Genomic DNA, 19,098 nt, shown 5'->3' on the forward strand with positions numbered 1-19,098 from the left:
TTTTCAAGTAAACAAACATGTTACAGAGATTTATTGAACGGCCGGTATTATCGACCGTAATATCTATACTCATCCTAATTTTAGGGGTTCTGGGCTTAACATCATTGCCTGTTGAGCAGTTTCCTGAAATTGCTCCTCCTACAGTAGAGATTAGGGCTACCTATCCTGGAGCCAATGCGGAAACCATTTTGAAAAGTGTGGTTACACCCATCGAAGAAGCAGTAAACGGTGTTGAAAACATGACCTATATGGCATCATCGTCGAGTAACGATGGAACCGCTACTATTAATGTATATTTCGAACTGGGAACCAATGCCGATATTGCAGCGGTAAACGTACAAAACAGGGTTGCCACGGTAACCAGCAGATTGCCACAGCAGGTAATTCAATCGGGTGTAACAACCCAAAAGGTACAAAGTGCCTTCTTAATGTTCTTCTCGCTATATTCCGAGAATGAAGATTTCGATGAAACTTTTATTGAAAACTATGCGCGTATTAACCTATTGCCAATTATCAAAAGGATTAAAGGTGTAGGTGGTGCCAATGTTTTTGGCTCACGCGATTACTCGATGAGAATCTGGCTTAAGCCTGAAAAAATGGCCTCTTACGGATTAACTCCGCAAGATGTTGTGAACGCTTTAAACGATCAAAACCTGGAAGCTGCTCCTGGTAAGTTTGGAGAAACTTCGAAACAAGCATTCGAATACGTAATCCGTTACAAAGGGAAGCTTTCTACACAGGAAGAGTACGAAAATATCATTCTTCGCAGCGAAGGGAATAGTGATTTTCTTCGTTTAAAAGATGTTGCCAGGGTTGAATTGGGAGCCTTCAGTTATGTCACCGAAAATGTGACCAACTCGTTTCCATCGGTAGGTATTGGTGTAAATCAAACCTCCGGATCGAATGCAAAAGAAATTATTACAGAAATTGAAAAATCGCTGAAAGAAAATTCTAAAAACTTCCCTCCTGGTGTAAAGTATGTGATTCCGTACAATACCAGAGAGTTTTTGGATGCCTCTATCGATCACGTTATTACAACACTTATCGAAGCATTTTTACTGGTATTCCTGGTGGTGTTTATTTTCTTGCAGGATTTCAGGTCTACCCTGATTCCAGCCATAGCCGTACCAGTTGCAATTGTAGGTACATTTTTCTTCCTCAACCTGTTTGGTTTCTCAATCAACATGTTAACCTTGTTTGCCCTCGTACTGGCCATTGGTATTGTGGTAGATGATGCCATTGTGGTGGTGGAAGCGGTACATGCCAAATTAGATGGCGGCGCCAAAAGTGCCAAGAAGGCAACCATTTCTGCCATGAATGAAATTACCGGGGCAATTATCTCGATTACACTGGTCATGTCGGCAGTATTCGTACCGGTATCCTTTTTAAAAGGTTCTACAGGTGCATTCTACCAGCAGTTTGCCTTAACATTGGCAGTGGCAATTATCATATCGGCAATTAATGCTTTAACATTAAGTCCTGCGCTTTGTGCCATATTGTTAAAACCTCACAACAAAGATGAACATCAAAAACAAGGTTTCCTGAACCGTTTTTATGGTGCTTTTAATGTAGGTTTCGATGCCATGACAGAGCGTTACACCAATTCAGTAAAAACTTTGATTCGCAGAAAATGGCTGGCAGGTGGAATCCTTGTTGTATTTATTGCTTTGGCAGGATGGTTTTTCAAAACCACACCAACAGGATTTATTCCTAACGAGGATCAGGGGATGATTTTTGTGGACATTACATTGCCTCCTGGAACTACCTTGGATCGTACTGCCCAGGTTTCTAAAAAAGTGGAAGCCATCATTAACCAGATTGATGTGGTTGAAGAAACCATGTTTGTGAATGGTTTTAGTTTGATGAGTAATACCAATGGTGGTTCGAAAGCATTTGCTGTAGCCAAATTAAAACCTTGGGCCGAAAGAAAAGAAGATCATGAACAGGTTCAGGCCATCGTAGGACAACTTTTCGGTATGACCGCTGGAATTACCGAAGCGCAAATTCTGTTCTTCACTCCTCCTACTGTGATGGGATTCGGGAATTCGGATGGATTTGAAATGCGCCTACAAGATAAATCGAATGGTGAATTTAGCGATTTGATGGAAAAAAGTAACCAATTCCTTGGAGCCTTAAATCAACGTCCTGAAATTCAATATGCGATTACCTCATTCAACACCGGGTTTCCGCAGTATAAAATGGATGTAAATGTTGAAAAAGTAAAAGAAGCTGGTATTTCTGTTAGCGGTTTATTCTCAACCCTTCAAGGATACCTGGGAAGCTGGTATGCTGCCGACTTTAACCGTTTTGGAAAGCAATACCGTGTAATGATTCAAGCTTCGCCTGAAGACAGGGAAACCGTTGATGCCTTGAACAACATCTACGTACAAAATGCTCGCGGCGAGTTGGTTTCAGTAAGTCAGTTTGTGAACCTTAAAAAGGTAAATGGTCCTGATGTGGTGAATCGATTCAACCTGTTCAATTCGGCTACCATTAATGGAAATGTGAATCCTGGATACAGTACAGGTGATGCCATTACCGCTATCCGCGAAGTGGCAGAGCAAACGCTTCCTTCGAATTATGGATACGAATTCTCTGGGATGACCCGTGAAGAGGAAAAGGCCGGAAATCAAGCCATTGTAATCTTTATTTTGAGTTTGATATTTGTCTACTTCCTACTTGCAGCGCAGTACGAAAGTTATATTCTTCCATTCTCTATCATTTTATCCTTACCTATCGGGATATTTGGAGGAATCTTCTTTGTGAAGCTCTTTGGTTTGGATAATAACATCTATTTCCAGGTTGCATTGATCATGCTTATCGGACTTTTGGCAAAGAATGCCATTCTGATTGTTGAGTTTGCCTTGCAAAGAAGAAGAGCAGGAATGGAATTATTGCAAGCTGCTGCCGAAGGTGCAAAAGCACGTTTGCGTCCAATTCTAATGACCTCTTTTGCCTTTATTCTTGGACTACTCCCATTGATGTTATCGAGTGGTGCAGGCGCGGTTGGAAACCGTTCAATTGGAACTGGTGCCGTAGGTGGTATGTTAATCGGTACTGTGTTTGGTGTATTTGTAATCCCGGCATTCTTTGTGATTTTCCAGATTATTCAGGAAAAAATAAGTGGAGCACCAAAACCAGAGGCGATTGAATTGGAAAATGCAGAATAATGAATTGTAAGATGAAAACAAGAAATAGAATAATAGGCGTAGTATTGGTCTTAATTGCAGCGACAGGCTTACAATCCTGCTTTGTTGCCAAAAAATACCAAACGCCCGAAATTGAAATAGAAGATCAGTATCGAAATATTTCAACTACTGATTCGACAACTTTGGCCCAAATGCCATGGGAGCAACTCTTTACAGATGCAAAACTGAACAACCTGATTCAGGAGGCTTTACAATCGAACCTGGATTTATTAATGGCTGTTGAGAGAGTAAATGCTGCCGAGGCATACTTCAAGCAAGGCCGAATGGGTTATTTGCCTACCATTAACTTAAGTGCCAATGGTGGCAACTACGAATTGTCCAATAACTCCCTATCCGGCATGTCGGCTGGCGGAAATGGTCCAAATTATGAGAATTACCAATTGAATGGAAGCATTTCGTGGGAAGCTGATATTTGGGGAAAAATCAGGAGTAATAAGAGAGCTTTCCAGGCAGGTTACCTGCAGTCGGAAGCATCGAGAAGAGCCGTAGAAAGTGCTTTGGTTGCCAATCTAACATCGGCATACTATCAATTGCTAGCTCTTGATGCCCAGGTAGAAGTCGCAGAAAAAACGGTGACCACACGTAAGGAAAGTCTCGAAACCATGAAAAGCCTGAAAGAAGCTGGTCGGGTAACCGAAGCAGCGGTTAAGCAAACCGAGGCACAATTGTACAGCACACAAATCTTACTGTCAGATTTGGAACAAAATGTTGTACTGCTTGAAAATACCATTTCTCTGCTATTGGGTAAATCTGCAGGAAATATTGAGAGAAGTACGCTGGCAGAACAAACAATCGAAATAGCGTTAAAAACAGGATATCCTAGTCAATTGTTACGCAACCGCCCAGATGTAATGGCAGCCGAGTATGGATTAATGAATGCTTTTGAATTGACCAATGTTGCCAAAAGTAATTTCTATCCAAGCATTAGCTTAAGTGCTACTGCAGGATTAGAAAGTACAAATTTTGACGACTGGTTCGATTCAGGATCAATTTTCAGCAATTTAATTGGCAATTTGGCTCAACCTGTTTTAAACTCACGCAGGGTAAGATCGCAGTATGAGGCAGCAAAAGCGGCTCAACAGGAAGCAAAATACAATTTCAAAAAATCGCTTCTTACAGCTAGCAAAGAGGTTTCTGATGCTCTGTATTCATATGAGGCTGAGCAGAAACAATATGAAATCAGGCTGAAAGAATTGGAAGCCTTACAACAGGCTGTAGTTTATTCTGAGCAATTGCTAAATAGTGCCTATCAAAACACAACCTACCTGGAAGTGTTAACCGCACGAGGCAATGCCTTAAATTCAGAAATCAATACAATCGATTCGAAATTTAAACAATTAAATGCCATCGTAGAACTCTACCTTGCTTTAGGTGGCGGATGGCAACAAAAATAAAGTGGGATGAAGTGACCAGATCGATAGTGGGTATAATAGTTGTTGGTGGTTCTTCAACTGAATGATCTGGTCACACTTTTCTTATTTTACCTTTCATTAGCATATCTTAGGCAGCATCGTTTCCTTGTGAGGCGATGCTGTTTTACTTTGTAAACATATGGTTTTACTCAATGATTCAGCATATCTTTAGCCTTCCAAAAACACACAATTAAAGAAAATGAGAATAGACCACATTGCTATCTGGACAAAGGATCTGGAAAAAACGAAAGAATTTTACATGAAGTATTTCGATATGGATTGCAACAACAAGTATGTGAATCCTAAAAAACAATTCAGCTCCTATTTCCTCTCCTTTAAACAGGCTTCCTGCAGAATTGAATTGATGCACAATCCAGAAATTGCCGAATCCTTACAAAATTATCCCAAAACGTTGGGATTAACACATTTTGCCATTTCCCTGGGATCTAAAGAATTGGTTGATCAACTTACCGATCACATTCGTAAAGATGGATATCAAATTATTGGAGAGCCACGAACCACAGGCGATGGATACTACGAAAGTGTAATAGAAGATTGCGAAGGCAATCATGTGGAAATAACCGCATAAAAAAAGCAGCTCCTCTGAGCTGCTTTTTTATATTAAGAGGCCAAAATTTAGCTTTTCTTTACTTTTTCAAGTTCAGCAGCCAATTGATCTACCAACTCATCCAGCTGGTTAATCACTGCCATAATGGTTTCTGGTTTCGACAAATCAACACCTGCTTTTTTCAACTGTTCCATTGGGAAATCATTACCACCTGATTGCAATAATGTAATGTATCTTTCCAAAGCAGCTTTTCTATCCTTCTTATCGCCTTCCATTACATCCTTGTACAGCTTAGCCGATGAAGCAAAACAGGTTGCGTACTGGTATACATAGAATGGTGAGTTGTAGAAGTGAGGAATTCTTGTCCATGGATAGTTTGAATACTTTGTTTTTTCAGTTACATCGCCATAATACTCGTTGGCAATACCTCCCCAAACATTTGTCAACACATCAGCATTTACAGGTTTTCCCTGCTCTACCATTGCGTGTACCTGGTACTCGTAATCGGCAAACATGGTTTGTGCATAGAAAGTACCAATAATCCCTTCAATTGCCTGTGTTAACAATGCAATTCTTTCATTCGGATCCTTGGTATTCGCCATCATATGATCCAACAACAAACGCTCGTTAAAAGTTGAAGCTACCTCGGCTACGAAAATGGTATAACCGTGGGTTGCAAATGGCTGCGTTTCGTTTGAAAGAGTTGTGTGCATGGTATGTCCCAACTCATGAGCCAATGTAAACACGTAATCCAAAGTTTCATCGTAGTTTAACAGCATGTATGGGTGAACACCATAAACACCTGCTGAAAAAGCACCCGAACGCTTTCCTGGGTTCTCATAAACATCTAACCAACCACTTTCAGTTGCATTTTTCAGCTTAGCCTGGTACTCTTTTCCTAAAGGAAGAACCGACTCAACCACTACATCAACTGCCTCTTCGTATGGGTAGTTTTTATTAAAATCAGTCAAGCTGATAGAACCATCAAAACCATAGTATTTTTCAAGACCTAAAACTTTCTTTCTAAGCTCTACATACTTGCGCATTGGAGCTGTGTTTTCTTTAACCGTTTTAATCAGGTTCAGGTAAACATCTTTTGGAATGTTATTTCCTTCCAGTTTTGCATCTAAGCACGATTCGTAATTTTTAGCACGAGCACCTGCCCAGTTTGCCTGAACAATACCATTGTAAATGGCAGCATAAGTATTCTTGTTCTTATAATATACATCGTACAACGCTTCGTAAGCCTTTTTACGATCTTCCTGGTTAAGGTTGTTGGTCACAATTTGTGAGTAAACACCAGGGGTAACTTTCACTTTTTTGCCATCAGATAATTCTACTTCCTGGAACTCAATATCAGCAGTCGAAAGTGCAGTAAATACGCTACCTGCCGTACCTGTTACTTGCGAATAGTATGATAACAATTGCTCCATTTCTTCACTCAAAACATGCTTTTGCAAGCGGTACATGTCCATTAAGTCGAATTTATGATCTTTCAAACCAGGATTTGTAGTCACCCACTCTTTCATGGTTGCTTCAGGAATTTGGATCATTTCAGGAGAAATCCATGCTGTAGCTACACCAAACTGTGCAAACAACAACTGAACCTGCTGAAGCTTAGCCATTAACTCCATATTTCTTTGATCTACTGTACTTTGAAAAGAAACAAACTGGTAAACTTTGTAAGCTTTTTTCATTAGGTCTTCCTGGATCTTTAGCATTTTTGCCAAATTTTCAGAACTTTCACCCAATTTTCCTTTAAAGGATTGAATCTGTTTCATGTCTTCCGAAATGGCCTTGAAATCAGCTTCCCAGGCTTCCCAATTTTCATAGATATCAGAGAAATTCCACTTGTATTTTGCCGGAATCTCTTCGCGAGTTTCATAATTTACCTGGGCAGTAGCTTGCCACATGGTACATGCAATAAGAAGAACCAAGCTAAAGATTCTTCTCACACTCCTTAAATTTGTGTTCATTTTGTATAAGTATTAATAGTTAATTTTTCCCTATTACAAGCAAATATATGGCGATAATGTCTCATTCCACAAATCATCAGAATGGAATCTTATATTTTTTAGATCATTGAATCTATACTCCGATATTCATGGCTTTTTTCAGGATATAATTCATGAGCAATTGATCCGGTTTCGATCGAAAAATTGAATTTTACCATTCATAGACCTAAACTTACCTTTCGCAAGGCTCTCCGCTGCCTCATCTTTGTAGCAACAAATTTTAATACAAAAAAAGCGATGAAGAATTTAGTATTAGTAATGACATTATGCACACTTTTATTTTCGTGTGACAAGAGCAATGCAAGCGCAGACTTGAGTAACAAACAAAAAGTGGTTGAGCTTTTAAAATCGATTGAAACCGGGGCAACAGAACCTGTGGCCTACATCAATCCGAACAAATACATTCAGCACAATCAGGCGGTAGGCGATGGATTGGCAGGTTTTGGTGCGGCATTGGCACAATTGGCTGAAGCGGCAGCTGCAGATCCTTCCCTGGCTCCAAAAGTTAACACTGTTCGAGTATTTGGAGATGGAAACTTCGTATTTGCACATACCGACTACAACTTTTTCGGCCCAAAAATTGGTTTCGACATCTTCCGTTTCGAAAATGGTTTAATTGTTGAACACTGGGACAATTTGCAGGAAAAAGTAAACGAAACTGCTTCGGGAAGAACACAAATTGATGGTCCTACAGAAGTGAAAAATCTTGATGCAACGGACGATAACAAACTTCTTGTGAAGAACTTAATTCAGGATGTTTTTCTGGGTGCAAATCCAAATAAAATTACCGATTACATATCTGCCGAACAGTACGATCAGCACAATCCGGCAGTGAAAGATGGTTTGGCTGGATTATCGGAAGCATTAAAAACTTTGACCGATGCAGGAATGCCAATGGTCTACGAAAAGAATCATATCATCTTAGGTGAAGGCAATTTTGTTTTAGCCGTATCGGAAGGGATTTTCATGAAAGAGAAAGTGGCATTCTACGATTTGTTTAGAATCGAAAATGGAAAAATTGTGGAACACTGGGATACCATCGAGAAAATTTTACCTGATTCTGAGGCACAAAACAGCAATGGAAAGTTCAATTTCTAAGTCCAAAAACATGAAGGAATACGTTGATTATTTGCTAAAATCGAACTTACAGTATTTGGCAACAGTAGGCCTTGATCACAAACCAAAAGTACGTCCTTTTCAGTTCATGTTTGAACAGGATGGCAAGTTATGGTTTTGCACCTCCAATCAGAAAGAAGTGTATAGAGAATTGCAACAAAACAAGTCAATAGAACTGTGTGCTTCGCACAATGACCTATCGTGGATGAGACTTTGTGCAGATGTTGTATTTGAAGACAATATGGAGGTAAAAGAACAGGTGTTGAAACACAGTCCACTGGTTAAGGGGATTTATCACGAAGCTACAAATCCGGATTTCGAAGTTTTCTACCTGGATCAAATAAGGGCCACAATATCCCGAATTTCTTAAATTATTGTTTCCATAAAACCTGAGCTCATGGAAGAGTGTTCTTTCTTGAGCTTTTTCTTATGCTATTAAACTTGTTTCAATTTGAAATAATCACAATCAAAAAACTTAATATTGTAAACAGTTTTAATGGAAAAGAAAAGAAGCAATCATGTCAGAAAATTACAAATTCGTCCAAAATACAAAATGTGAATATTTCCCATGCCATAAGGTAAAAAACGAGAGTGAGTTTAACTGCTTATTTTGTTTTTGCCCTTTGTATATGTTGGGCGACAAATGTGGTGGAAATTACTCTTACACCGAGAATGGAATTAAAAATTGTGCCGATTGCACATTGCCGCACACCAAAGGATCTTACGAGCATGTAATGAGCAAAATGGGATTGGTCATGGAAAAAGGAAAAAGAGAAGATTAAAAATCATATCGCAAAAGAGCCACATTCACTGACTCTTTTATTATTTTTAAGATTCGAAACAAAACAGGAATACCTGATGAGTGAAAACAGCATACCGAAGTATAACTTCAACAACAAAAGCACCAAATTAGGATTGGAAATCATTCCATTGGAAAGAATTCTGAAACACTCACATGAATCGAATCATAAAGCCCACCGCTTAAATTTTTATCAGATCCTCATCTTTACAAAAGGAAGAGGAGTTCACGAAGTTGATTTCGAGAAAATTGCTTATTCTGAAAATACAGTAATTCCCATTGCAATGGGCCAGGTGCAACGTTTCTCTGCCAATGTACAAGCAGAAGGATATGCTGTGGTGTTTACCCCCGATTTTATTATCAAAGGAGGAGGCGATTATCAATATCTTTATGACTATACCATTTTTACCCATTCCTTAAAACCCATCAGCAATTTTGCCAATAAAGAAGTCTATACCCTCCTCGAAGAAATGATTGCAGAGCAAAGCAAAGAATTACAGTTTGACACTGCAGAATTCCAACGCAATCTTTTGAAAAATTTCCTGATTCAAATTGAGAGAAACAAGCGCGAAAGAGTAGATATCATATGCAATGATTCTTTTGACACCTATATCCAATTCAAGAAAATTGTTGAAGAAAAAATATCCTATAAATTACGAGTAAGTGATATTTGCGAAACACTAAAAGTAACTCCTAAACAACTCAATGCCGCCATTAAGCTGTATGTAAACACCAATGCCAAGCAATTTATGGAAGATAGGTTGATATTAGAAGTGAAACGATTATTGGGCTATACTACCCTTTCCATAAAAGAAATTGCATACGAAATTGGTTTCGAAGATCCGACCAACTTTACCAAGTACTTTAAATCAAGAGTAAATATGCTTCCCACCGAATATCAGAAAACAACACTAAAACAATAAATTCTGATTTTACCATGTAAGGGTACATTTTTACCTTTTCAACAAATGCGCTCTCCCATACTTTTGTATTGTAAGATGTAAGAATACAAACTATTAACCTGAGTTCGATTAAAAATATCGGTAACAGAAAATTATATTTATTCGGGATTTGCATTAAAAAATCAGAAAGAATACCGGGGTATTTTGAAGAGTTTTTAATGTAAAGACTGGATGAAGATGATTTTTAAAGAATTTACCTGCTTTTGGCATAAATTTCCTCAATTTCTCTCGAAATATCCCAATATTACTTCGAGTATTTGAAAAAATTTCTACTCAAAACCAGAACAAACTGTGACAATATTTTTTATCGAACTCAGGTTATTAAAAACAAAAGATATGAAAATTGCAGTTACAGGAGCAACAGGACAATTGGGTAGTATTGTTGTTGAAGAATTAAAAAAAAGAGTTTCAGCAGAAAACATCGTGGCATTGGCACGAAATACAGAGAAAGCCGCCGCCCTGGGAGTTGAAGCACGCGAATTTGATTACAGCAAGCCTGAATTTTTAGGTGCTGCTTTAAAAGGTATTGACAGACTTTTATTGATTTCGGGAAGTGAAATAGGACAACGCACCCAGCAACACAAACATGTAATCGACGCAGCAAAAGAAGCGGGTGTAAACTGGATTGTTTATACCAGTATTCTTCACGCTGATACGACCGATATCGTGTTAGCACCAGAACATGTTGAAACTGAAAAAATACTTAGCGAATCGGGTATTGAGTACACACTTTTAAGAAACGGATGGTACCACGAAAACTATACTGCCTCTGTACCGGGAGCTGTTGGCGGTGGAGCATTTCTTGGAAGTGCCGGAGAAGGAAAAATTTCGTCAGCAGCTCGCGCTGATTATGCAGAAGCTGCCGCAATTGTTCTTGCTGATGAGAAACACAAAGGACAAACCTACGAATTGGCTGGTGACGAATATTATACCCTGGGCATGTTGGCCGAAGAAGTTTCTCGCCAGACTGGGAAAAACATTCCTTACAACAATTTACCAGAGGATGAGTTTGCGAATATCCTGGAAAACATTGGGCTTCCTGGAGGATTTGCAAAGGCATTGGCCAATTGCGACATTAGCGCTTCAAATGGTGCTTTGTTCAACAATTCTAAGCAGCTTTCAGGCATTTTAGGAAGACCCACTACTCCAATTACCAAATCAGTAAAAATTGCTTTGCAATAAATAAAAACAGATCAACAAGTGCAATCATCGGGAATTTCTGAAAAGAGATTCCCGATTTGCGTATCTATGAAAATATTCCAGTAATTATTCAATCAAGCCTAAGTATTTTTGCATGATGATGTGTACTTTTAAAGTTTAGAAAACACAATATGCAAACACTACTACAATACATCAGCACCCGTTGTTATGTCGATCCACAACTTCGGGAAAGTTTCACTTTCATTTACAACATTAATTTGTAACCGATTCCCCGGATATTTACAATCTGAATGTTTGGATCGTCCCTCAGGTATTTTCTCAGGCGGGTAATAAACACATCCATACTTCGCCCGTTAAAGAAGGAATCATCTCCCCAAAGCTGGTCTAAAACCTGTTTGCGTTCGAGTACCTGGTTTCTTTTCTCGAACAGCATGAACAGTACCTGCGATTCCCTGTGTGTAAGGCTTTTAGTTTTGCCATCCAGCTCTAGTGTTTGCTTCTGAATATTGAATTTGTACTTTCCTACAAAGCACTCTTCTAATTCACTGGTTTCCTTGTTTAAAGCTCGACCCGTCAATGATTTCACCCTTACAATCAGCTCTTCCATGCTGAATGGTTTCTTTAGGTAATCATTTCCGCCAAGTTCGAATCCTTCCACTACATCTTCGGTTTGCGAACGTGCTGTAAGAAATATAATAGGTGTTGAGCTGTTGTTTTTGCGAAACTCCCTGGCCAGGCTAAATCCATCCATTTTGGGCAGCATTACATCCAATACCAACACATCGTAGCGGTTCTTTAAGGCTGCTTGCAAAGCACTTTCTCCATCGGTATGATAATCTACCTCGAAACCTCGGCTTCTCAGGCTATCGCTAACCACCATTCCCAAGGCTTCCTCGTCTTCTACAAATAGAATTTTCATTGATTCATTCATGACTAAAGGGGTAAATTAATGATAAATGTACTTCCTGCACCAATTTCACTGTGCAAGCCAATTTTTCCACCATGTTTTTCAACGATATTCCTTACATAGTACAATCCCAAACCAAAACCTTTTACATCGTGTACATCGCCTGTAGGCACACGATAAAACTGATCGAACACTTTTGACTGGTGCCTTTTGGGAATTCCAATACCATTATCGCTTAAGCTGATTTTAATGTACTCTCCATTTCGCTCGCTGGCGATACGGATCATAAGCGGATCATTAGAATATTTAATACTATTCTCAATCAGGTTATGCATTACATTTACCAGATGAAAACAATCTGCAGTAACTTTCTCGGCATCCTCATCAATCTTAAGATCGAAAGAAAGCTGTTTTTCCACCTGTTTGATGGTCTGACTATTAATAATATTATCAAAAACCTCACGTATATTCAACTGTTCGGGATTCATTTTTAATGGCTCTCTCTCCTCTCGTGCCATGTTTAGCACCTTCTCTACCAAACCTGACAATCTACCCAATTCCTTTTTCGATACATCCAAATACTTCTCTGTCTTCTGCCTGTCGTCCAAAACACCAAAATTCTGCATGGATTCTACAATGGCCGAAACTGTTGCAATAGGCGTTTTCAATTCATGGGTCATGTTATTAATAAAATCGCTTTTGGTGCTCGAGAGCTTTTTCTGATCGAAAATGGTTTTTAGCATGTAGAAATAACTGCTTACAACCAATATCAGAAGAGCAAGGGTGGCCAGGAAACTTCCTTTTACAATCGGCGAACTGAAAAGTTGTAATACGCTACCATCTATTCGTAAATGAATTTCCTTATCTCCAAGAATGGTAGCAGGAACCTTGTGAGTTAAAAAGGCCTTGCTATCTTCCTCTCCATTTAATAAAGCATTATCATCTATCTGCGATGATGAAAGCATTCTATCATGTATTTTGAGCTGATACTCCATATCAAACCCACTGCGATCCATATCAGCGCGAAGCATAGAATCGATAAGATGTAATTGAATAGAAACTTGCTGATCGGAAAGAAGTGAACCAAGCATTTCTCTTAATCTAAGCTCAACTGTCTCAGGAACAGAATCGAGTTCTGGAATTGAGCCTTGGACCGAGCTTACATGATACGTAATGTTGGCTGGATTGAGTTTTTTCCCTTTTCTCACAAGCTGAACTATGGAATCCAACTCAGGATTGGAAAGCGAATCGGCAACAAATACAACCGATTTTGTATCGATATTGGGAAACAATACACTTGTATGCTGTGCATAGCGCAAAGTCATTTCCTTTTTTACGCCGTTTTCAAGGCTCAATTTAATCTCTTTGGCTACCTGTTCTTTATTGATTCTGTAGAATTTTGTAATCCAAAATCCCTGAATAATAATTAAGCCGATAAGGGACGCAATGATGAGTAGAAATATAATTCGAATCCGTTTCTTCATTTGATTATGATTTTCTTTTGTCACTGCTAAAGTACAACTTATCTGCTTCAAATTGCAAGTGTATCTCACACCGTTAACACACGTTAACACTAGATAACAGTGCATTAACCAATTTTCTTTTTCTCTGCCAATACATTTGCTGATGTGATTTTAACAATCCCTTTATTAACACAAATAAAAATTTAAAAGTATGAAAAGAATAATTGTTACAGCACTAGCCATTCTGCTTTCGGTAGCCTACACATTTGCACAAAAGCAAGGAACAATTCTTTATGAAAACACCATTAACATTCACAAGAATCTTTCGCCTGAACAACAGGCATTAAAGGCAATGATTCCTGAAACCACAACACAAAACTTTCAGTTTATTTTCAACGAGAAATTCGGATGTTTCAAAAGTGCACCTTCCCAAAAGCCCAAAGGCATCATGATTCAAATGGGCGGTGGCGATAGTAAAACCTGGTTCAATTTCGAAAAGAATGTGTTCCGAAAATACATTGAATTGGACAATGAACTTTTTCATTCAGAAACAAAGATTGAAAAGATAACAGATGCCAAGCCAACCGGAAAAACTAAGAGCATACTGAATTACAAATGTGAGGAATACAAAAGCGAAGATGGAGCATACAGCTTTTGGGTGACAAAAGAACTGCCATCTTACATTAGCCCACTGGCTCCAATGTTTTTAGAGGGTGCTATTCTTGCCATCGAGAATGACATGCTAAGCTATAAAGCAGTTTCAATCTCAGAGGATTTTGATGAAAAAGAGTTGAAAGCAGTTCAGTCTGAGGAAATTACCGCAGAGCAATTCCAGGATCTTCAGGAAGAAAAGTTGAGCGAAATGAAAGCCATGAGAGGCAAAGTAATTAAGAATTAGTAATGAACAATTAAAATTGTAAAAAATGCAATTAACCATCAAGAATATATCAAAGACTTACCCAAACGGGGTAAAAGCATTAAACAATTTAAACCTAAGCATAGGAAGTGGCATGTTTGGATTACTTGGCCCCAATGGTGCCGGCAAATCATCCTTAATGAGAACCATTGCTACACTTCAGGATCCCGATGAAGGAATCATCAGCTTTAACGGCATTGATGTACTCAAAGAAAAGGATGCTGTCAAAAATATATTGGGCTACCTTCCACAAGAATTTGGCGTATATCCGCGTATAAGCGCTCAGGAATTACTAAACCATTTTGCGGTTTTGAAAGGGATTCACGCTGCATCGGAACGTAAGGAAATGGTCCAGTTTCTTTTAAACCAGGTAAATCTATTCAAAGATCGTAAGAAGAGTGTTCACACCTTTAGTGGAGGAATGAAACAACGCTTTGGAATTGCCTTGGCTCTTTTGGGTAAACCCGAATTGATTATTGTAGACGAACCTACAGCTGGGTTGGATCCTGCCGAGCGCAACCGATTCAACAATTTGCTGAGCGAAATTAGCGAGGATAAGGTGGTGATTCTTTCCACCCACATTGTGGATGATGTAAAAGATTTATGCAATGATATGGCCATCATCAACAATGGAGAAGTTTTGGTGAATGGACGTCCATCAGATCTGATAACTGAGCTAAATGGGAAAATCTGGGAAAAACGCATTTCAAAGCAAGAAATGGAAGAATACAAAGCAAGTTATCAGCTCATAACTTCTCATCTAAACGAAGGAAAACCTTTAATTCATGTGCTACAGGAAGAGAATCCGCACAACGGCTTCGAAAAGGTAAATCCCGATTTGGAAGACGTTTACTTTTCTGCCATTAAATAATAACGACCGATAGCTTAGTTCTAATTTAAAAATCAAAGCATGTTCTACGAAATATTCCGATTCGAAATTAAACGAGCCTTGCACCGACCGGCCATATACATATACTGGTGCATATTGTTCCTCATCGCCTTTGCCATAATGAATGCGGCAGGAGGTGCTCTAAAGAGCATAAACATCCGAATGGCCGGTGATAGTGTATATATCAATTCACCTTTCGTTCTCGATATCATTCTGCGAAGCTTTTCCTACCTGGGAATTTTTGTTGTTGCAGCTATTTGTGCCAATGTGGTGATGAAAGATTATCAGCACAACACTTTAGAGTTGATGTTTAGCACACCACTTAAAAAATTTAATTACCTGTTTGGCAGATTTTGTGCTGCCTATTCACTAAGTATTTTAGCTTTTACTGGAGTTGCTTTGGGTTTGTTTGTCGGTACACAAATGCCTTATTTAAACCACGACTATTTCGGTCCTAACGAGTGGTCGGCTTACCTGTATCCCTATCTGTCAAGAATATTGCCAAATGTATTTTTAGTAAGCACTATATTCTTTTCACTTAGTATCTTGTTACGAAGCCTTGTTATTAACTGGATTTCCATTCTTGCCTTATACATTCTGTATGGCGTTTCGATGAGCCTTTTTAGAGACCTGGAAAGTCAGACTTTAGCATCCCTATTGGATCCATTTGGCATAGCAGCATCTTTTAAGGTTACCACCAATGTTTCTGCATCAGACATGAACGAGAGTGGTGCGCAATTAAAAGATGTTTTCCTTTACAACAGGTTACTTTGGCTGGGTTTTGGTAGTCTGTTGCTCTGCTTTACCTATTTCCGTTTCCGTTTTAGTTTTAACCTGCGTAAGATTCAATTGATTAAAAGGTCTGAGAGTGAAAATAGCTGTACTGATTCATTTATTGAAGAAGAAGGAATTGAGCGCCCAACTGTTAGATTGAGTAAAAATACCTGGAAAACTTTCCTGCAACTGCTGCGTTTCGAAAGCTCCAAATTATTCAGAAACAGCTATTTTTGGTTGATTTCACTCATCATGGTTGTTTTTCTGTTTGTAGCTTCAAAAGGCATTGGTAAAATGTACGACACCAACACCTACCCTGTTACTTACCAGGTTCTAGGCATTTTTGGTGGTAGTATCCAATTCTTTATTTTTATCATTGTATTGCTTTTTTCGGGTGAAATGATGTGGCGCGATCGTGATCATAAGCTCCACGAAATTTTCCACACCTATCCTCTACCTCGTTGGTTGAGCCTAATTAGTAAGATAGTGGCCTTAAGTCTGGGGATTGCATTTATCAAACTAATTTTGATTGTATGTGGAGTAATTGCTCAAAGTTTGGCTGGATATTACAAGTTTGAACTCGGCCTTTATTTCATGTCAGAGTTTGGCATTAACTTCGTAAGTTCATTGCTCTTAATTGTGCTTGCATTCCTTATTCACATTGTCGTAAACAGCCGTTATATGGCCTATGTTTTCATCGTCCTGTATTGGGTGATCGATAAATATTTTGCCAGCCTGATTTTAAAGCATTCCCTCTTAATTTATGGTGCTGCTCCCGGAGTAAGTTATTCTGATATGAATGGCTATGGATTTGATCTCATACCGTATTGGATATTTAAGTTCTATTGGTTAGCCATTGCAGGAGTATTACTGATTATCGGCAATCAGCTATTTGTTAGTCAGACCGAAAGCCATTGGCGAACAAGACTTGAGCTGTTCAAGCAAAGAGTGAAGGGAAATCCTGCCAAAGGAATGATTGTAATGGCATCAATAGCTTTGCTTTTGGCAAGCTATATTTTTTACAATACCAATATCAAAAGTGAGTTTAAAACTTCGCTTGAGCGTGAACTGGAGTCGGTTCGATACGAAAATGATTTTAAAAAGTATGAGAACATTGCTCAACCAAAAATCACCGATGTAAAGCTTAAAGCTGATTTGTATCCGGAAAAGGGAGACTTTTTGGCCCAGGGAAGCTATAGTCTTCAAAATTTGAGCGCTTCGTCAATGGATACCATCTTCATTAATTCCAACAAGTACATTCAAAAGTTGGAACTTGACAGGAGTGCAAGATTGATTGCCAGCGATGATGATTTTCACATCTATATCTACAAACTGGATGAGGCCTTGCAGGCGAACGAAAAACTCAATCTGAAATTTGAGTTTGAAGGGTACAATGATGGTTTCCATATGGGCGGAGCCAATAACATCTGCCGTAAAAATGGTTCATTCCTTTACAATTCATTATTTCCTTCGATTGGTTACAAATCAAATGGAGAACTTACTGACAAACGCTTACGCGAGAAACACAAATTACCGGAACGCGATATTGTTAGAAGTATTGACGATCCGAAAGGAATACAGCGAAACTTTATTACCGATGATGCTCATTTTATCAATTATGAAGCTGTGGTGAGTACGTCGGCCGATCAAAGGGCCTTAACTCCGGGTAAGCTGATAAAATCGTGGAAAGAGGGCAATCGAAATTATTTCCATTATAAGTCGGAACACCCTATGGTTCATTATTATGCTATCCTTTCGGGGAAATATGAAGTAATGAGAGATGAGTGGGTGGATGAGAATGGCAAAAAAGTGGAATTGAGCATTTACTATCACAAGGGTCATGAGTACAACCTCGAAAATATGATGAAAGGTGTAAAAGTTTCTTTGGATACCTACAGCAGGAATTATTCGCCTTACCAATTCGACCAATTGCGTATTGTTGAATTTCCAAGATATTCGAGCTATGCACAGTCGTTCCCGAACATGATTCCTTTCTCGGAAGGGATTGGTTTTATTGCCGATTTGCGTGAACTGGATCAGGAAAATATCCAGAGCGATGAGAAAATTATAGATTATCCATTTTTTGTTACTGCTCACGAAATGGCTCATCAGTGGTGGGCACACCAATTAATTGCTGCCGATGTGGAAGGATCGCAAATGTTGATGGAAGCCATTACGCAATACAGTGCCCTGCAATGCATGGAAACTTATTTCGATAAGGAGAGAATGAACAAATTCTTTAAGAATGAGATGTTCAAATATCTCAGTTCCCGCAAGGATGAATCGCGTGCTGAGCGACCATTGGCCAGGGTAGCTCCATATCAACAAAGTACCTACTACCAAAAAGGAGCATTGGCAATGAATGCCTTGGGCAACTATCTTGGCAAAGAAAAATTCATGAATGTGTTAAGTGGATTTTTAAAAGAACATGCTTTCAAAGGAGCACCCTACCCAACAACCACCGACCTGATTGACAGGATTAAACTGGAAACTCCTGACAGTCTGCAATATTTTGTCGAGGATGTATTGGAAAAAAATACCATGTATTCGACCAGTGTTGATTCGGTAAGTTATACACGTAATAAGGATTTTACCTATACAGTAGATGCCGTAATCGATATTAAAAAGCATTATATCGACGGAAAAGGCAAAGAAACCGAAGCTCCTTGCAATGATTACATTGAACTTGCGGCTTTCAATTCAAAGAAAAAAGAGTTGTACAATGAGAAGCTACAGTTGAAATCTGGTAAGAACAAAATTCAATTTACGGTAGCACGCAAACCCAATACCTTTGTTCTTGACCCGAACTACATGATCGTGACAAAAGAATGGACACGCAGCCCGATTGAAATTAGCAAGAAAAAGAAGGGATGAGCTAGTTTTAATTAATAAAACAGGATCGAGTAG

14 protein-coding genes are annotated in these 19,098 nt (G+C 38.9%); 11 read left to right on the forward strand and 3 right to left on the reverse strand.

Annotated elements, in window-relative coordinates; all coding sequences use genetic code 11:
• Positions 1-17: 17 nt before the first annotated feature.
• The 3 genes from ELS83_RS01305 (at position 18) to ELS83_RS01315 (ending at position 5,210) form a co-directional block, all read left to right on the forward strand.
• Positions 18-3,170 (forward strand): efflux RND transporter permease subunit, encoded by a 3,153-nt coding sequence (locus ELS83_RS01305; protein WP_171593690.1) that lies wholly within the window; start codon positions 18-20, stop codon positions 3,168-3,170.
• A gap of 11 nt (positions 3,171-3,181) precedes the next feature.
• Positions 3,182-4,603, forward strand: a complete 1,422-nt coding sequence (locus tag ELS83_RS01310; protein ID WP_171593691.1) for an efflux transporter outer membrane subunit — start codon at positions 3,182-3,184, stop codon at positions 4,601-4,603.
• Positions 4,604-4,820: 217 nt separating this feature from the next.
• Positions 4,821-5,210: a VOC family protein gene (locus tag ELS83_RS01315; RefSeq protein WP_171593692.1), complete on the forward strand. Its 390-nt coding sequence runs from the start codon at positions 4,821-4,823 to the stop codon at positions 5,208-5,210.
• Positions 5,211-5,257: 47 nt separating this feature from the next.
• On the opposite strand, the gene pepF is transcribed toward ELS83_RS01315, so the two are convergent.
• The gene (gene pepF / locus ELS83_RS01320; RefSeq protein WP_216616293.1) at positions 5,258-7,165 is read right to left on the reverse strand and encodes an oligoendopeptidase F; all 1,908 of its coding nucleotides are present in this window, start codon (positions 7,163-7,165) and stop codon (positions 5,258-5,260) included.
• Between the two features lie 276 nt (positions 7,166-7,441).
• On the opposite strand from pepF, the gene ELS83_RS01325 reads away from it, so the two are divergent.
• From ELS83_RS01325 to ELS83_RS01345, 5 genes are all read left to right on the forward strand, one after another.
• Complete coding sequence (locus tag ELS83_RS01325; RefSeq protein ID WP_216616295.1) at positions 7,442-8,302, forward strand: nuclear transport factor 2 family protein; 861 nt, start codon at positions 7,442-7,444, stop codon at positions 8,300-8,302.
• Positions 8,303-8,312: 10 nt separating this feature from the next.
• A complete protein-coding gene (locus tag ELS83_RS01330; protein WP_171593693.1) occupies positions 8,313-8,690 on the forward strand; it encodes a pyridoxamine 5'-phosphate oxidase family protein in 378 nt (125 codons plus the stop codon).
• A 148-nt stretch (positions 8,691-8,838) separates the two neighbouring features.
• Positions 8,839-9,102, forward strand: coding sequence for a cysteine-rich small domain-containing protein (locus tag ELS83_RS01335; RefSeq protein ID WP_171593694.1), 264 nt, complete (start codon positions 8,839-8,841; stop codon positions 9,100-9,102).
• Positions 9,103-9,178: 76 nt separating this feature from the next.
• Positions 9,179-10,042 (forward strand): helix-turn-helix domain-containing protein, encoded by an 864-nt coding sequence (locus ELS83_RS01340; protein ID WP_171593695.1) that lies wholly within the window; start codon positions 9,179-9,181, stop codon positions 10,040-10,042.
• A 375-nt stretch (positions 10,043-10,417) separates the two neighbouring features.
• Positions 10,418-11,263 carry an SDR family oxidoreductase gene (locus tag ELS83_RS01345; protein ID WP_171593696.1) on the forward strand — a complete coding sequence of 282 codons (846 nt, stop codon included), beginning with the start codon at positions 10,418-10,420 and terminating at the stop codon, positions 11,261-11,263.
• 223 nt (positions 11,264-11,486) lie between these two features.
• Here the strand turns inward: ELS83_RS01345 and ELS83_RS01350 are convergent, their stop codons facing one another.
• Together ELS83_RS01350 and ELS83_RS01355 are read right to left on the reverse strand one after the other, a co-directional pair.
• On the reverse strand, positions 11,487-12,173 hold the full coding sequence (locus ELS83_RS01350; protein ID WP_171593697.1) for a response regulator transcription factor: 687 nt from the start codon (positions 12,171-12,173) through the stop codon (positions 11,487-11,489).
• 2 nt (positions 12,174-12,175) lie between these two features.
• The gene (locus ELS83_RS01355) at positions 12,176-13,633 is read right to left on the reverse strand and encodes a sensor histidine kinase (protein ID WP_171593698.1); all 1,458 of its coding nucleotides are present in this window, start codon (positions 13,631-13,633) and stop codon (positions 12,176-12,178) included.
• A gap of 190 nt (positions 13,634-13,823) precedes the next feature.
• Here ELS83_RS01355 and ELS83_RS01360 point away from each other — a divergent pair, with 190 nt between their 5' ends.
• The 3 genes from ELS83_RS01360 to ELS83_RS01370 are packed head-to-tail and all read left to right on the forward strand — an operon-like array spanning position 13,824 to position 19,065.
• Positions 13,824-14,510 (forward strand): hypothetical protein, encoded by a 687-nt coding sequence (locus tag ELS83_RS01360; RefSeq protein ID WP_171593699.1) that lies wholly within the window; start codon positions 13,824-13,826, stop codon positions 14,508-14,510.
• Between the two features lie 25 nt (positions 14,511-14,535).
• On the forward strand, positions 14,536-15,399 hold the full coding sequence (locus ELS83_RS01365) for an ABC transporter ATP-binding protein (protein WP_171593700.1): 864 nt from the start codon (positions 14,536-14,538) through the stop codon (positions 15,397-15,399).
• Positions 15,400-15,438: 39 nt separating this feature from the next.
• Positions 15,439-19,065, forward strand: coding sequence for an ABC transporter permease/M1 family aminopeptidase (locus ELS83_RS01370; protein ID WP_171593701.1), 3,627 nt, complete (start codon positions 15,439-15,441; stop codon positions 19,063-19,065).
• Positions 19,066-19,098 lie beyond the last annotated feature (33 nt).

Origin of the sequence: Marinifilum caeruleilacunae (assembly GCF_013141825.1) — a bacterium.
GTDB classification, from domain to species: Bacteria; Bacteroidota; Bacteroidia; order Bacteroidales; family Marinifilaceae; genus Marinifilum; species Marinifilum caeruleilacunae.

Excerpts from the sequence above, each read along its gene's own strand:
- ELS83_RS01370 (WP_171593701.1), top strand. The coding sequence starts at position 15,439 with ATGTTCTACGAAATATTCCGATTCGAAATTAAACGAGCCTTGCACCGA.
- ELS83_RS01325 (WP_216616295.1), top strand. The coding sequence starts at position 7,442 with ATGAAGAATTTAGTATTAGTAATGACATTATGCACACTTTTATTTTCG.
- ELS83_RS01345 (WP_171593696.1), top strand. The coding sequence starts at position 10,418 with ATGAAAATTGCAGTTACAGGAGCAACAGGACAATTGGGTAGTATTGTT.
- ELS83_RS01360 (WP_171593699.1), top strand. The coding sequence starts at position 13,824 with ATGAAAAGAATAATTGTTACAGCACTAGCCATTCTGCTTTCGGTAGCC.
- ELS83_RS01305 (WP_171593690.1), top strand. The coding sequence starts at position 18 with ATGTTACAGAGATTTATTGAACGGCCGGTATTATCGACCGTAATATCT.
- ELS83_RS01315 (WP_171593692.1), top strand. The coding sequence starts at position 4,821 with ATGAGAATAGACCACATTGCTATCTGGACAAAGGATCTGGAAAAAACG.
- ELS83_RS01355 (WP_171593698.1), bottom strand. The coding sequence starts at position 13,633 with ATGAAGAAACGGATTCGAATTATATTTCTACTCATCATTGCGTCCCTT.
- pepF (WP_216616293.1), bottom strand. The coding sequence starts at position 7,165 with ATGAACACAAATTTAAGGAGTGTGAGAAGAATCTTTAGCTTGGTTCTT.
- ELS83_RS01340 (WP_171593695.1), top strand. The coding sequence starts at position 9,179 with ATGAGTGAAAACAGCATACCGAAGTATAACTTCAACAACAAAAGCACC.
- ELS83_RS01330 (WP_171593693.1), top strand. The coding sequence starts at position 8,313 with ATGAAGGAATACGTTGATTATTTGCTAAAATCGAACTTACAGTATTTG.
- ELS83_RS01350 (WP_171593697.1), bottom strand. The coding sequence starts at position 12,173 with ATGAATGAATCAATGAAAATTCTATTTGTAGAAGACGAGGAAGCCTTG.
- ELS83_RS01365 (WP_171593700.1), top strand. The coding sequence starts at position 14,536 with ATGCAATTAACCATCAAGAATATATCAAAGACTTACCCAAACGGGGTA.
- ELS83_RS01310 (WP_171593691.1), top strand. The coding sequence starts at position 3,182 with ATGAAAACAAGAAATAGAATAATAGGCGTAGTATTGGTCTTAATTGCA.
- ELS83_RS01335 (WP_171593694.1), top strand. The coding sequence starts at position 8,839 with ATGTCAGAAAATTACAAATTCGTCCAAAATACAAAATGTGAATATTTC.